Source organism: Arthrobacter sp. AIWTK1 (assembly GCF_056680535.1).
In genome coordinates, this window is record NZ_CM155287.1 from 711074 (window position 1) to 724938 (window position 13865).

General features: G+C 66.3%; 13 protein-coding genes and 1 riboswitch. Of the genes, 6 read left to right on the plus strand and 7 right to left on the minus strand.

Annotation, left to right across the window (positions count from 1 at the left end; translation table 11 throughout):
• Positions 1-124 precede the first annotated feature (124 nt).
• The 4 genes from AC1MDG_RS03435 to AC1MDG_RS03450 form a co-directional block, all read right to left on the minus strand.
• Positions 125-343 (minus strand): hypothetical protein, encoded by a 219-nt coding sequence (locus AC1MDG_RS03435; protein ID WP_479807570.1) that lies wholly within the window; start codon positions 341-343, stop codon positions 125-127.
• A gap of 473 nt (positions 344-816) precedes the next feature.
• Positions 817-1590, minus strand: a complete 774-nt coding sequence (locus AC1MDG_RS03440; protein ID WP_479807572.1) for an aggregation-promoting factor C-terminal-like domain-containing protein — start codon at positions 1588-1590, stop codon at positions 817-819.
• Positions 1590-1764: riboswitch (cyclic di-AMP (ydaO/yuaA leader) on the minus strand. (Overlaps the previous gene by 1 nt.)
• Before the next feature lie 147 nt (positions 1765-1911).
• Positions 1912-3444 carry a HAMP domain-containing sensor histidine kinase gene (locus tag AC1MDG_RS03445; RefSeq protein WP_479807574.1) on the minus strand — a complete coding sequence of 511 codons (1533 nt, stop codon included), beginning with the start codon at positions 3442-3444 and terminating at the stop codon, positions 1912-1914.
• A 3-nt stretch (positions 3445-3447) separates the two neighbouring features.
• Positions 3448-4188 (minus strand): response regulator transcription factor, encoded by a 741-nt coding sequence (locus AC1MDG_RS03450; RefSeq protein WP_043478189.1) that lies wholly within the window; start codon positions 4186-4188, stop codon positions 3448-3450.
• A 246-nt stretch (positions 4189-4434) separates the two neighbouring features.
• Between AC1MDG_RS03450 and AC1MDG_RS03455 the strand changes: the two genes are divergently transcribed.
• From AC1MDG_RS03455 to AC1MDG_RS03480, 6 genes are all read left to right on the plus strand, one after another.
• The gene (locus tag AC1MDG_RS03455; RefSeq protein ID WP_479807576.1) at positions 4435-5316 is read left to right on the plus strand and encodes a hypothetical protein; all 882 of its coding nucleotides are present in this window, start codon (positions 4435-4437) and stop codon (positions 5314-5316) included.
• A 543-nt stretch (positions 5317-5859) separates the two neighbouring features.
• Positions 5860-6732 carry a winged helix-turn-helix domain-containing protein gene (locus AC1MDG_RS03460; protein ID WP_043478191.1) on the plus strand — a complete coding sequence of 291 codons (873 nt, stop codon included), beginning with the start codon at positions 5860-5862 and terminating at the stop codon, positions 6730-6732.
• A 299-nt stretch (positions 6733-7031) separates the two neighbouring features.
• Positions 7032-7235, plus strand: a complete 204-nt coding sequence (locus tag AC1MDG_RS03465; RefSeq protein WP_011690525.1) for a dodecin family protein — start codon at positions 7032-7034, stop codon at positions 7233-7235.
• A gap of 57 nt (positions 7236-7292) precedes the next feature.
• The gene (locus tag AC1MDG_RS03470; protein ID WP_043478194.1) at positions 7293-7820 is read left to right on the plus strand and encodes a SixA phosphatase family protein; all 528 of its coding nucleotides are present in this window, start codon (positions 7293-7295) and stop codon (positions 7818-7820) included.
• A gap of 134 nt (positions 7821-7954) precedes the next feature.
• On the plus strand, positions 7955-8809 hold the full coding sequence (locus tag AC1MDG_RS03475) for a hypothetical protein (RefSeq protein WP_479807579.1): 855 nt from the start codon (positions 7955-7957) through the stop codon (positions 8807-8809).
• Positions 8810-8854: 45 nt separating this feature from the next.
• Positions 8855-9952: an EamA family transporter gene (locus AC1MDG_RS03480; protein ID WP_479807581.1), complete on the plus strand. Its 1098-nt coding sequence runs from the start codon at positions 8855-8857 to the stop codon at positions 9950-9952.
• Between the two features lie 545 nt (positions 9953-10497).
• On the opposite strand, the gene AC1MDG_RS03485 is transcribed toward AC1MDG_RS03480, so the two are convergent.
• The 3 genes from AC1MDG_RS03485 to AC1MDG_RS03495 are packed head-to-tail and all read right to left on the minus strand — an operon-like array spanning position 10498 to position 13852.
• Positions 10498-11115 (minus strand): TetR/AcrR family transcriptional regulator, encoded by a 618-nt coding sequence (locus AC1MDG_RS03485; RefSeq protein WP_479807583.1) that lies wholly within the window; start codon positions 11113-11115, stop codon positions 10498-10500.
• The gene (locus AC1MDG_RS03490; protein ID WP_479807585.1) at positions 11112-13148 is read right to left on the minus strand and encodes a YhgE/Pip family protein; all 2037 of its coding nucleotides are present in this window, start codon (positions 13146-13148) and stop codon (positions 11112-11114) included. Before AC1MDG_RS03490 ends, AC1MDG_RS03485 begins: the two co-directional genes overlap by 4 nt.
• Positions 13145-13852: an ABC transporter ATP-binding protein gene (locus AC1MDG_RS03495; RefSeq protein ID WP_479807587.1), complete on the minus strand. Its 708-nt coding sequence runs from the start codon at positions 13850-13852 to the stop codon at positions 13145-13147. Before AC1MDG_RS03495 ends, AC1MDG_RS03490 begins: the two co-directional genes overlap by 4 nt.
• Positions 13853-13865 lie beyond the last annotated feature (13 nt).

A 13865-nucleotide genomic window follows, 5' to 3' on the forward strand; every position in this document is an offset into this window, starting at 1 on the left:
ATGAAGGATTTAGGCCAAAGCTGTGTGGCTGCTGTGGGATTTGCCGGGGCACGGAAGCCGGAACGGAAACGACGGCGGTGCTCCCACCGTCATTGGTGGAAGCACCGCCGCCGCGGATCCTGGGTTAGGGTGCCAGAACTTCGCAGACGTCGATCACCCTGCCCGGTCCCGAGTATCGCCTGAGTTCCCTTTGGAAGTCCCCGGTAACGGCGAAGTTGAAGTTGCCCGATACGAGGACCACTCCGGAAACGTCAGGTCCGGTGTTGTCAGTATCAGCGAATGAAAGAAGGTTCCTGCCGGTCGACTTGAATTCGACGCTGGTGGGATCTTCGGCGTTTGGCACGAATTGGATATGTGAGGCGCCAGTGATGACGTAACTCACAGTCTTACCGTTTGCAGTTAGTGTCACATTAAGGTTTGGGGCAATGGAAATGACTCTGTCCCCAGGGATGACGATGTCCTTTACCCGGCCAGTCACGGTGGCCTCGATGTCGAAGCCACCGGCAGCTTGGCCGCAATGAAAGATGTATTCGGTTTGAAGCGGTGGCTGCGGCGGCGAAGATTGACGCCAGGACGGCCGTCGGAACTAACCATTTTTTCATTGTTGTGCTCCCTGCATCTTGATGACGGCGCTGGGGCCGGCAGCCGCTTGGAAGACGATTGAAAGCGGCGGCGACCAAGAGTCACTCCTCGACCTTGTGAAAACCTTGTGGCGGCGAAACGGAGCACGAAGGTTCCCGGACGCAGCGAAGGCCCCGAATCCGGGTGGATTCGGGGCCTCCGCTGTTGCGAACCAAGATGGCTACAGGTGCCGGCTTAGTACCAGTTGTTGGCGTAGTGGAAGTCCAGGGCGCCGCAGGGGGAGCCGTAGCGTTCCTTCACGTAGTTCAAGCCCCAGTTGATCTGGGTGCGGAAGTTGGTCAGGTAGTCGGACCCGGCGCTGGCCATCTTTTCGGCCGGCAGCGACTGGACAATGCCGTACGCGCCACTGCTGGCGTTCGTGGCGGTGGTCTTCCAATCCGATTCCTTGGTCCAGAGCGTGGTGAGGCACTGCATCTGGTCAGCCGCCCAGCCGTACGTGCCCAGCTGCGAGGCAGCATATGCCTGGGCAGCTGCGGGATCGTCAACGGCGACGGGCGGTGCCGGGGCAGGAGCCGGTTCGGGGGCGGCTGCAGGTGCCGGTGCGGGGGCCGCTGCAGGTGCTTCCGGTGCCTTCTCCGCCGGCTTCTCCTCCGACGACTGCGCGGTCACGCTGACAGAGGCCGGTGCGGGCATGGCGGAAACGAGGATCTTTTCGAACGCGAGCCTCGATTCGGCGTCGGCCGTTGTCGCTGTGTTTCCTGAACCCGTTGCCGATGTTGCGGGGGCTACGGGTTCGGAAGCCTGGCCGGCGGCGCCGACGCCAATCAGCACGGCGCAGGCGGTGGCCACTACGGCGGCACGGCGGCCGGAGCCCTGCAGGCCGGCAGTGAACCGGGACAGCGGGGACGCCGTGGCGGCTGGTTCAGCACGGTGGCGTGAATGGTGCGCAGGCGCTGCGGACTTGTGGGAAGCGGGCTCAGGACGTACTTCTGGCGTGGATTTAGTCATGGTTGCCTCTCGATGCCGGCGGAGTTAGCTGTCGGGTTCGGATGAGGTCATCCGGCCGCACGGAACTTCACGTGTCGGCTTCACCCCAAGGGCGGCAATGCAGAATGCCCGGAGACCTGGGTCCCCCGCCTCTGCCTGATCATGAGGAAATCCGGGTAGCGGCAGAGTTTGGCGTCCATCCGGATATGCGGCCGGAACGGTGGCCGCACTCTAAAAACCGTACAGGAGTCCGGCGCTTAAGTCACATTTAGGTAACGAGGATCACGACGACGGCGCGTTGGCTTGCGCGTGCGCTGAACCTCTCACCCCAAACCGAAGTCGCTAAGCGTCCGGCGATTCCCCCGGAAGGCGCAGTGCGAACTCAGTACGTCCCGGGCGGGAGTTCACTTCCACGGTTCCGCCGTGCGCCTCCACGATCGACTGCACAATCGACAGGCCCAGGCCGCTTGTCCCCTCGGCTGCGGCGGCCCCGGCAGCGCCCCAACGCGCAGCGGATCCAGCCGGGCTGGTGCGGGCAGCGTCCGCCCTGGCAAAGCGTGCAAACACCCGGTCCACGAACTCCGGCGGAATCCCAGCACCGTTGTCCGTCACGGTTACCACGGCGCTGCCGTCGGCCGAGCGCATCACTCCGGTGACCACGGTGGTGCCCGGCTCCGTATGCTTGCGTGCGTTGGAGAGCAGGTTGGCCAGCACTTGGTGCAGCTGCTTGGCATCGCCGCGCACCACCACGGGCTCTTCGGGCAGTTCGAGCTGCCAGATGCGGTCCGGCGCCATGACCTTTTCGTCGCTGACGGTTTCCACTGCGAGCTGCGTCAGGTCCACGTCGCTGATCTTCAGCGGCTGGCCTTCGTCGAGCCGGGCCAGCAGGAGGAGGTCCTCCACCAGGGTGGTCATCCGTTCGGACTGGCTCTGCACCCTGGCGAGTGACTTCTTGCCGTCGGGGGTGAAGTCCTCGGTCATCCGCATCAGCTCCGTGTAGCCGCGGATAGCCGTGAGCGGCGTGCGCAGCTCGTGCGAGGCGTCGGCCACGAACTGGCGCACTTTGGTCTCGCTCTGCTGCCGGGCCTCCAGTGCCTTGGAGACGTTGTCCAGCATCAGGTTGAGGGCGTGGCCCACGCTGCCCACTTCAGTTCCAGGATGCGCGTTCGACGGCGGGACGCGGACTGCGAGGGCCACCTCACCGGCGTCGAGCGGCAGTTGCGAAACCTGCGTGGCGACTTCGGACAGCTGCTCGAGGGGTTTCATGGTGCGTCGGATCAGCACTGTTCCGGCAAGCCCGATCAGGACGAGGCCGCCCATCGAGACGATCACCATCGTCCAGACCAAAGAGCTGAGCGTGTTCTGTTTTTCGTTGAGGGGAAGTCCGGTGACAACCACGTCCCCGTACGGCGCCTCCACCGCCACCAGGCGGTAGGAGCCGGTGGACAGGGCCCGATCGACGGGTGTTCCGTCGTGCTGGAGTGCCAAGAGGATCTGGTTGTCCTCGGGGGAGAGGGACGCCACGGTGGCGTCTTTGGCGAGGAACCCGGCGCTGCTGACATTCCCGTTGTCAATGCGCGCGATGAGCGTCCCGACTCCTTGGCCCGGGCCTTCGAACCCGTCCTGCCTGCCGGACGGGTTGCTGGGCCGTGGCCGTCCTGCCTCGTTCGATAGCCGTGAGGCCTGCCCCAGCCGTTCATCGAGCTGCCTGGTCAGGAAGGAATCCATGGAGGCATAGCTGAAGAGGCCAATGGCGCCGCAGATGGCCACCAGCAGCGCCATGGCCACCAGGACCAGCCGGGTGCGCAGGTGCCACGTCGAAGGGTCGAGCCAGCGGCGGCGGTCTTTGCGGATTTCCCCGGAGAGTGTGGGCACCGCTCAATCCGCCGGTTTGATGACGTAGCCCGCTCCGCGGACGGTGTGGATCATGGGCGGGTGCGTGGCATCCACCTTCTTGCGCAGGTAGGAGATGTAGAGCTCTACGATGTTGGCCTGGCCGCCGAAGTCGTAGTCCCATACGCGGTCCAGGATCTGGGCCTTGCTGACAACGCGCTTGGGGTTCTCCATGAGGTAGCGGAGGAGTTCGAACTGGGTGGCCGTCAGCTGCAGTTCCTCCCCGGCCCGCGTCACTTCACGGGTGTCAATGTTGAGGACGAGGTCGCCCACCACCAGTTCAGCGGTGTCCATAGCGGCCACGCCGGAGCGCTGTACCAGCCGGTGCAGGCGGAGGAGCACTTCTTCCATGCTGAAGGGCTTGGTGACGTAGTCGTCGCCGCCGGCCGCCAGGCCGAGGATGCGGTCCTGGACGGCGTCTTTCGCCGTCAAGAAGAGTGCGGGCACCTCCGGCGCAAAGGCGCGGATCCTGGTGAGCAGTTCGACGCCGTCGAACCCGGGAAGCATCACGTCCAGGACCAGCACATCCGGGCGGAACTCCTTGGCGAGCTTCACGGCCTCGGGGCCGTCGGCAGCGACGGCCACGGACCAGCCGGCCATGCGCAGGCCCATGCTCATCAGTTCGGAGAGGCTGGGCTCGTCGTCGACCACCAGGGCGCGGATGGGGGAGCCGTCCGGGTGGGTGAGCTGGGGAAGGTTGTTAGTCATGGAGTGCGAAGTGGCCATGCGACAACTCTCCGATCTGTCGGTTAGTCCGCGCTATGGGCTTCCTGTGCGCAGCCTGTGAATCACAGCCTAGCGAGCTGGAAGGGCCGCCGGGCGTTTCGCGGGCCGCCTGGCCCGGATCGGCTGCTGTGCCGGGGTGAAGCGGGTCTCACAAGGTCACAGCTTGACCTGTTGCCCCGCACAGCCCGCGCACAGGAACGCTTCCGACTCTGGAGGGGACAAAGCCCCGCGCCAGAGGAGTACGCAATGAACAAGCACCACAGCACGCCGGTTCCGGAGAACGAACCGGACGGGACTTGGGAAAGCCATCCGGTTCCGGACGGCTCTTTGAGCAATCCCGACAGCAGCAACGTCGGATCCCCCGAAAGCAGTTCCGCGAGCGCCGGGCCAGCCTCCACATGGGGAGCGCCGCCGTCGGCTCCTGCTTCCGGGTCATTGCCCGCGGCGGGGTGGGGTTCGTCCCGGCCGTCCGGTGGCTGGGGCGCGCCGGCATCTTCCGGGACCTTCGCCGGAACCGGGCCGAACGGCAGTTCGAAGCAGTGGACAAAGAAGCGTGGGCTGGTCGTGGCCGGTGCGGCCGCGGTGCTGGCTGGCGGAGCCGGCGTAGGGGTCTACGCCTTGACTTCCAGCGCCGCGAAAGCGGACACAGCAGCAGGAGGCCAGACTCTGTTGGAAACTACGCCGGGCGGCCGCGGTGGCGCGCAGGGTGACTTCGCCGACGGCGGGATGCCGCCCCAGGGCGGCCCCGGCAACTTCGGCCCGGACGGACTGGGCGGAATGGGCAGTGGAGTGTCCGCCGCCGTCCACTCCGAGTACGTGACCCTCGTGGACGGCGCCTATGTCACCAAAGTGGAACAGCAGGGGACGGTCACCGAGGTCAGCTCTGACGCCGTGACAGTCAAGAGCACAGACGGGTTCAGCCGGACCTATGCACTCGGTTCGGCTGTGACTGTGAGCAATCAGCAACAAAGGCGTCAACAGGCCGGCGGCACGTCCACCAGCCAACTGACCGTGGCAGACATCGTGTCCGGCGCCATGGTAAAGGTGGTGGCTGGAAAGGATGGCGACAGCTTCCAGGCGGAGTCCGTCCAGTTGGTGCCCGCGACGCTCACCGGCCAGTCCAACTGAGCCGGCAGGCGGAGCCGGCCGGGCACATCGGGCGAATATTTTTGATGTAGCCCGGCCGGGGGCTGGACATGTGCCTTAAGTGAGTCTTGGTATTTCAGCAAATCCATGCTGGCAGAATTTCTGCCTCGAAGAAGGGGCCTCCGGAGAAGAAAATTCGGAAATGGGCACTATCTGATCGACCGTTCTGAAAAACACCTGTTATTTTATTGGCATTTCAGAATCGTGATTTAGGCCACAATGTGGGATTTCGTCTCACGATGCGGACGGAAATGTCCATTGTTACTTGCAAGTTTTCATTGTTACGTTGCACACTTCAATTGTGAACAAGAACTCAACAGCACCTGCAGCCGCAGAATCCTGGACCAGCCCACCTGCTGGCGAAGACATGCGCTGTTGTCGAATGCACGCCTAACTTTCCCACCCCGAGAAGTTTTTAGGCATTCGCCCCTAGCCCAGCGTCGGGCGCCCCTCCCCAGATCTCATTGCGGGGAAAGCCAGCATTCGAGCCGCGATGACGGCCATTCACATTGAGGTAAGCATTCCATGTCAGTTGCATCTGGATACGTCCACATCTCCGTCCGAAACGCCAATAAGGGCGGCCAGCCTTCAGGCCTCCGCCAGGGATTCGGTGCCCGCCCGGCCTTCGCCCCTGCAGCGCCGGGCAATAGCTTCCCGGCCCCCGGTTACGCGCCGCAGGGCTACAACCCCAACTCCTACGGCCAGCTTCGCGCCGTTCCCGCCGCGGAGACCGCCCCGCAGACGGCGCCCACGCCCGTGATCGCCCCGGCCGCCGGCAGCGCCGTCCGCCCCGTCGCAAACGAAAACGTCGCCCGCGGATTTGTCCTGTACATGGGCATCGATGAGGAAACTGCGGCAGCAGCCGGGACCTCCATCGCCAAGCTTGCCCAGGAAATCCGCGCCTACGCGCAGTCCCTCGTCTCCGGTGCGGAGAGCTACGCCGCGGTTGCTGTGGCGCCTGCCAGCGCTCCGGGTTCCGCGCTCGACGTCGTACGGTCCACCTTCGGTGACCCCACCGTCAACTCCCGCCAGCGCACGGAGGCCACCCGGCTGCCCCAGCCGCAGGATCCCCGGCCGTCCGGCGTCCTCATTGACCTGGCCCGCCGCGAAGTCCACCTCGACGGCGAATCCCTGAACCTCACGTTCAAGGAGTTCGAACTCCTCAACTACCTCGTCGAAAACGGCACCCGCACCGTGGGCCGCGACGAACTGCTCGAGGGACTGTGGCGCAATGCCGAAGAGGTTCCCAACGAGCGCACCATCGACGTCCATATCCGCCGCCTCCGCTCCAAGCTGGGCCGTCTCGCCAACACCGTGCGCACCGTCCGCGGCCAGGGCTACCGGTTCTACGAGCACCCGGAGGTCGTGGTCTGGGCCGCTCCGGAATACTCCATCTAGTCTTAATTTCCCGCGAAGCGTCCGTTCCCTTGCTGGGGGCGGGCGCTTTCGCTTTCGCGGCACGATCCCTCGGCGCCTGCGCTCGTTCCTCACGCAACAACGCCGCTTTCGGGATGTGCCGCTGCGCTTCAGCGCCCACTCGCTGCCGGAACGCTGCTCTTGCGCAGGTGGGCCCTGGGAGCATGTGCCTCCGCGGCTGGTGGGGCGTTGGCGCAGGCTGAGGTGTGGTCCTTTGACCCTGTTGGCTCCGGGTGGGGCGGCGTAGGCTCTGATCGTTTATCCGACCATCAGGAGGAACTATGTCTGTCGCACGTATTACAACTCTGAGTTCCAATTCCAAAACCTCGTTCGATGCTGCCATCAAAGAGGGCATCGAGCGCGCCAACAAGACACTTCGTGGTGTCACGGGGGCTTGGGTCAAGGAGCAGAAAGTCGAAATCGCGGACGGTGCCGTCGTCGCGTGGCACGTTGTGCTTGAAGTGACCTTCGTACTGGAGGACTGAACCCCGTGCAGGGCGGCCGTGACCTGAGGGGCAGGGCCGCCGCACTAGGATTGGGGCATGAGCGAGCATCACATCCGGCGTCTGGTCCTCATGCGGCACTCCAAGGCAGACTGGCCCGGAGGCGTGCCCGATCATGAGCGCCCGCTGGAGGAACGCGGGCACCGGGAGGCTCCCCTGGCCGGAAAGTGGCTGCTCAAGCACGGTGTGGTTCCCGATTTCATCCTCTGCTCCAGTGCGCTGCGTACGCGGCAGACGTGCACCTGGGTGTGCGCTGAATTAGGGGACAAGGCCCCGACGCCGAAACTTGAGGACGGCCTCTACGGCGCGTCCGCGCTGCGCATGCTGACGGTCATCAACCACGTTCCCGATACCGTGACCACGCTTATGGTGATCTCCCATATGCCCGGCGTGCAGGACCTTGCCATGCACCTGGCATCGCGCGATTCCAACCACGATGCCTATATGGACGCCGCCACCAGGTTTCCCACCAGCGGCCTGACGGTTCTGGAAACCGAAAAGAGCTGGGCTGAGCTGGACGGTCAGGACGCCCGGCTCACGCACTTCAAGGTCCCCCGGGCGCACTAACGGGGCGCAGAGGACCGGGAGGCCGCCCGCGGGCCTGACACCGGACCGTTCTGCCGCCGTGTTCATGGTCAGCACGGGGTTTGTGATGTTTACTGGAGATATTCGTCAGCGGCCCAGGTTAGAAGGAGATCATCGTGGACTCAGGACAGCTTGTGGGGATCATTATCGGCGTTGTGGTGGTGGTTGCGATCATCGCAGCAGTGCTGTTCTTCAACCGGCGGCGCAAGGTGGAAGCGGACCGGAACCGGGCCGCCGAGATGCGTGAAAAAGCCAAAGCCGACGAGCTCGGAGCGCGGGATCGCGAGGCCAAAGCCGCCCGTGCCGAGGCCGATGCCAAGCAGGCCGAGGTCGAGGCGGAGCGCCTGCGCCGGGACGCCCGCGAAAAGCAGACGGAAGCCGAACGAGTCCGGGCCGCCTCGCAGGACCAGCTCCGCAAAGCCGATGAGATTGACCCGGACGTGGTCACAGCAGATCGCCCTGACACCAGCCGGCATGACGCTGACCGCCATGACGCTGACCGGCACGACACTGACCGGCACGGCGAAACCCTGCCCGCCCAGCCACAGACGCGTGCAGAAGCTGGAACCCGCGGACGCGGGGACAACGTGCCGGCCGCAGCCCCGGGCACCGCAGCCCCGGGCCACGTACCCCCGGGCACGGTAACGCCGGGCCACGCAGAACCCGGCCATGCCGAACCAGTCACCACCGAACCAGGTGCAACACGCCGGCGCGACGCTGCTGACCGTGGCGCAGTGCCTGACCGCGACGCTGCCGACCGCAACGTCACCGCCCACGAAGCTGCCCCGCGTGACGCTACCGACCGTGACGCTACCGACCGTGACGCTACCGACCGTGACGCTACCGACCGTGACGCTACAGACCGCGATGCCACCGACCGCGACGCTGCCCGACGCGACGCCGCCAAGCACGACGCCGTGCCCGAACGCGGCGCGGACGGGGCTCCGGGAGAGCGCCCGCGGAATCTTTGAGCCCGCGTCCTGTGACGCGCCAGCCCTGAACCGGTAGCCCGGAGCGTGAACCTTCGCCATTCCGCCCTTGCGGTCCTTGTGGCCGTCCTGTGGGGCGCCAACTTCGTAGCGATCGACCTTGGCCTGCATGCCAACGGCACGGAGGTGCCGCCGCTGCTCTTTGTGGCCATGCGCTTCGTGCTGGTGGTCTTTCCGTGGATTTTCTTCATCCGCCGGCCGGACGTCAGCTGGCGTGCGATCCTCGGCGTCGGCGTCTTCATGAGTGCCGGACAATTCGGCCTTCTCTACCTGGCCATGGCGCTGGGCATGCCGGCGGGGCTCGCCTCACTCGTCCTGCAGGCGCAGGTGCTGCTTACGGTTCTGCTGGCTGCCGGACTTCTGGGCGAGCGTCCCAGCGTCAGGCAGTTCGCCGGCGTCGTCCTCGGAGTGGCCGGCCTCGCGGTGGTGGCAGTGGGGCGCAGTCTGGTGGCGCCCGTCCTTCCCCTGCTCATCGTCCTGGCGGCTGCGCTGTCCTGGGCGGCCGGCAACATCGTTGCAAGGCAGGCGAAAGCCTCTTCCGGCCTGGGGCTCGTGGTCTGGTCAGGCGCTGTGGTCCCGTTGCCCCTGATCGCGCTGTCACTACTGATCGACGGGCCGGCCGCCGTGGGCGCGACACTCGCAGGCCTGCAGGTGGTCACCATCCTCAGCGCCATCTACACGGCAGTCCTGGGGTCGCTGGTGGGCTACGGAATCTGGAACTGGCTGCTGGGGATATATCCGTCGTCCGCGGTGGTTCCCTTTACGCTGCTCGTCCCGGTGGTGGGAATGACGACGGCGTGGCTGGTCCTGGGCGAGGTGCCTTCACCAGCCGAGGTGGCTGGCGGCCTCCTGCTGCTGGGCGGAGTGGCAGTCGCCGTCCTCCGTCCGGGCCGGCAGGGCGCCACACCCGGCCAGCGACGGTGGCATGCTCAACGCCGCGACGTTGCCTTTGCGGGGGACGTGGGCGACGGCTTGGCAGGAGGCTTGGGCGCAGATTTGGGGGCGGCGGACTTGGGCGCAGGCCGGGCCGCGCGCGGGGCCGGTGACGTGGCCGAAGGCGACGCCGGCCGCTTGGCCGCCGGCACACGGACCGCTCCGGATCGCGACACCGGAGGGCGGCCGTAGGTCGTCCCGGCTGCAGGGCGCGGGGCAGGCCTGGACGCCGGACGCCTGGCGGCGGCTGCGGGCCTGCGCCGTCCTGACTCGCTGCGGCCGGACGGACTCCGGCCGGACTGACCGCGCCGTGACCGGAGCCGCTTTCCGGCTGGCCATACCGCTCCGGCGAACAGAACCAAGAGAGTCCCCCCGCCGGAAACTGCAGCGAGGTAGAAGTAGATGTCGGAGTCCTGGGTGGTCACCGCGGCGCCAAGGGAATCCTGCTCGGCGGTGAAAGCCAGACCCCACATGCGCAGGAACGCGATGGTGAACCCGATGAACAGGCTGGTGCCCACGCCTCCCGCCAGCAGGGCCAGGTTGCGGCCCCGTGCCACGACCTGGATGACGCAGGCGAGGTATCCCACGGCCACAGCCCCGAGGAACGTGAACAGCACGGCCTCTTCGAGCGTGATTGCGGTCAGCACCAGGAGGCCCGCAGCGGCGCAGGCCGCAACGATGGCTATCCTTCCGCTGTTACCCATGTGGCGCATGTGACTAATCTTCCCCGATGCGGGCTACTTCCGGACGTAGCCACGCATGATTGCCATGATGGCCGCGACGCTTTGTTCACGGGTGCGTTCAGGGTTATACGTCTGGCGGTCCAGGCCCACCACGAAACATGCACCGAAGATGGCAGTCTCCAGGCTGCCCCGTGAGATGGATTCGTCCACGGGGTACCGTGCGGCTACGCCCTCGATCGCGCCGCCGATCACTGCGAGCAGCCGGCCGCGGAGCTCAGCGAAGGTGTCCTGCCATTCGCTGGGGATCCGCCAGTTTTCGCTGACCCATAGCCTGGCGAACGACGGGTACTCGGCCATGAAGTCCATCGCCTGGCCGATCATCTCGTCCATGGCGGCCAACGGATCGGCGGAGGAGTCCTGCACGCTCACCAGCCTGGCGTGCAGGATGTCCACTCCGTGGCGCAGCAGCTGGGCAATCAGGTCGGACTTGCTGCCGAAGTTGTAATACACGGTCCCCTTGGACACGCCGGCGGCCGCGGCGATCTCGTCCACGGTGACACCCGCCGCACCGCGCTCGCCGATCAGCTCCATGGAGGCGTCGAACAGCTTCTGCTTGGTGGCGTTGGTACGGGCCGGGCGGAGCTTCTTTTCGCCGGCTTCCTGCATGCTCATACGGCGATCTCCGGTTTCAGCGACTTCAAGGTCCAGAACTTGTGCTTGTGAACGGCCAGCGTTGACAGCGCGGCCCCCAGCACAGTGTAGCCAAGCAGGCCCGCCACGGTGGGCAGGATCATGGACAGGTCCGCGCCGTAGATCAGGTGCCGCATGCCGGTCACCACATAGCCCATGGGAAGGACCTCGTGCACCACGTGCAAGGGCTGGGGCGTGGTCTGCCAGGGGAACGTGCCGCCGGAAGACACCAGCTGGAGTACCAGCAGGATCAGCACCACCAGCTTTCCGGGGGAGCCAAGCAGCGCAACCACGCCCTGGATGATGGCGCTGAAGGCCATGGCAGCCGCCAGCATAAACAGCCACATCAGCACCGGGTGCGCGGGGTTGAGGCCCAGCGCCACGTCCACCACCAGGGTGAGCAGGCTCGCTTGGACAACGGAGACGGCCAGGAACGGCAGCCAGCCGCCGAAGGCGATCTTCCACGACGGCGCGTTGGAGGCCAGCGCACGCTGCGTGACGGGCCGCATGGCCTGGATCAGCATGAAGATGCCGATCCAGAGCGCCAAGGTGAGGAAGAACGGAGCCAGGCCGGCCCCGTAGGATCCTGCTTTGGCCTGAGAGACGTTGCTGACGGCCACGGGATCCGCCATGACCTTCGACAGGCTGCTCTTCTGGGCGTCATCGGGATTGGGCACCTGGCCCGCGCCCTTGGCCAGCTCGGAGGCGAGGGTCCCGGCCCCGGTGGCGGCGGTGGCGGCTCCGTCCTCAAGCTGCGCCGCGCCGCCGTCGAGCGTCCTGGCTCCTTCGGCGAGCTTTTCGGTGCCGTCGACGGCACTCTGCTCGCCGGCGGCCAGCGCGGAGGTCCCGGTATGGAGCTGGTCCGCACCCGCGGACGCCCGGGAGATAGCGTCCGTCAGGGCAGGCGTGGCCGCTGCAAGCTTGGCGGCGCCGGCGCTCACCGCGGCCGAACCGTCCGCGAGCTGCTGGATCTGCGCGGCGTCGGACTGGATTTTCGCCTTGGCGTCAGCCGCGGGCCCGGATGCCGCTGCCGCGTCAAAGTCCGCCAGGATGCTGTCCGCCTGCGCCTGGGTGATAATGCCCGCGGCCATCAGCCTCCCGTTGGACTCCACCACGCGGTTCCTCAGCCCCTGGTCCGCGGCGTCCAGTTGCCCGACGACGTCCTGAACCTTGGTGTTCAGCGTCGCGTTTCCGGCCGCAACCTGGGCGGCGCCGTCGGCCAGTTTCTGCGAATCGGCCGGCAGGGAGGCCGTCTTGTCCTTGAGCTGGCCGAGTCCGTCACTGAGCTGTGCCGCGCCGTCGTTCAGCTGGTTGGCGCCGTCGCGCAGCTTGAGCTGGCCGCTGTAGAGTTCGCCGGCGCCGTTGCTGAGCTGCGTGGTGCCCTGGTGCAGGGTGACGGTGCCGTCGTGGAGCTTGCTGACGCCGTCGGACAGCTGGCCTGCGCCGTCAGCCGCTTTGACCATCTGGGTGTGGATGGTGCCGAAGCCGGTCAGCAGCTGGTTGGCGGTTTCCTCGCCCACTTCCTTTGCCACACTCGAGTGGACGGCAGTGGTCAGCTTGTCCACGATGGTGCTCAGCAGGTAATTGTTGGCATCGTTGGTGGTCACGTTCAGCATGGCCTGGTTGGCGGCGTCGAAGCTGCCGGGTGACACCAGGTTGGCGGAGAAATCCCTCGGAATCTTCAGCGCGAAGGCATACTTGCCGCTGCTGACTCCCTGGTCGGCCTGTTCGGAGGAATCCACGGACTGCCAGTTGAACACGTGCCCGTCGATGAGGCTGTCCGCCACCTTCCGGCCCGCCTGCAGCTGTGTTCCGTCGCTGGAGGTGGCTCCGGTGTCCTCCACCACCAGCGCAGCGTCGATCTGGTCCAGGTTGCTGTACGGATCCCAGTTGGCGTACAGGTACACCGCCCCGTACAGCAGGGGAACCATGGTCAGGGCAAGGATGGTCAGCTTGGGCAGCAGCCCGCCGGTCATGCGCTTGAGTTCGGAGCGGGCCAGCCGCAGCACAGTCACTTTGCATCCTCTGTTTCGGGGGTCGGGGAATCGGCCACAGTTGCTTCCGGGGGTGCGACGTCGGCGGGAGCCGAGGGCCGGGGGACGGCGTTGCCGATCTCGGCGGCGGGGCCCGTCCAGTTGTCCGGGAGGGCGGCAACGGTGGCGACGACGGCGAGGGGCCGGCCGCCGTCGTACGCCAGTTCCTGGAGCCGCGGCAGCCAGGCCGCGGGATCCGCGCTGTGGCGGTCGGGGGAATCGACCACGAGGAGGTCGGTGTGCGGGTCGGCCAGCGAGAGGGCCGTCAGCAGTTCGATGCGCCTGGCCGGGGCCAGCTGCTCCGCCCACAGGCCGGCGATGTCCTCGAAGCGGTTGACCTTGAGCCACGGCGTGCTGAGCAGGGCGCCGCGGTAGCGCCGCGGGATCAGCGCGAGGTCTTCCGTGACGAGGTCCCGCACGCTCAGGTGCTGTTCGGGCTCATTGACGCCGGGGGAGTCCACGAGCGAGCTGGCACTCCGGAGGCGCTTCGTCTTCGCCAGGCCGTCCCAGAGGAGCTCGCCGGTGGACGGCTTCATCCGCCCGCTCAGGGTGAGCGCCAGCGCGGTCCGCTGGTCCTGGCGCGTGCCGGAAACCAGAAGCAGCTCGCCGCGCCTTGCCTGGAGTGAAGTGGGCGGGAGTAGGTCATCCCGCCGGCCTTTCACGTGAAGCTGTCGAACCGAGAGCATGGAAGCCTTTCGC

What these genes read in the sequence shown, in the direction of transcription:
- AC1MDG_RS03440 (WP_479807572.1), bottom strand. Translation starts at nt 1,590, where the DNA reads ATGACTAAATCCACGCCAGAAGTACGTCCTGAGCCCGCTTCCCACAAG.
- AC1MDG_RS03470 (WP_043478194.1), top strand. Translation starts at nt 7,293, where the DNA reads ATGAGCGAGCATCACATCCGGCGTCTGGTCCTCATGCGGCACTCCAAG.
- AC1MDG_RS03465 (WP_011690525.1), top strand. Translation starts at nt 7,032, where the DNA reads ATGTCTGTCGCACGTATTACAACTCTGAGTTCCAATTCCAAAACCTCG.
- AC1MDG_RS03485 (WP_479807583.1), bottom strand. Translation starts at nt 11,115, where the DNA reads ATGAGCATGCAGGAAGCCGGCGAAAAGAAGCTCCGCCCGGCCCGTACC.
- AC1MDG_RS03495 (WP_479807587.1), bottom strand. Translation starts at nt 13,852, where the DNA reads ATGCTCTCGGTTCGACAGCTTCACGTGAAAGGCCGGCGGGATGACCTA.
- AC1MDG_RS03455 (WP_479807576.1), top strand. Translation starts at nt 4,435, where the DNA reads ATGAACAAGCACCACAGCACGCCGGTTCCGGAGAACGAACCGGACGGG.
- AC1MDG_RS03450 (WP_043478189.1), bottom strand. Translation starts at nt 4,188, where the DNA reads ATGGCCACTTCGCACTCCATGACTAACAACCTTCCCCAGCTCACCCAC.
- AC1MDG_RS03460 (WP_043478191.1), top strand. Translation starts at nt 5,860, where the DNA reads ATGTCAGTTGCATCTGGATACGTCCACATCTCCGTCCGAAACGCCAAT.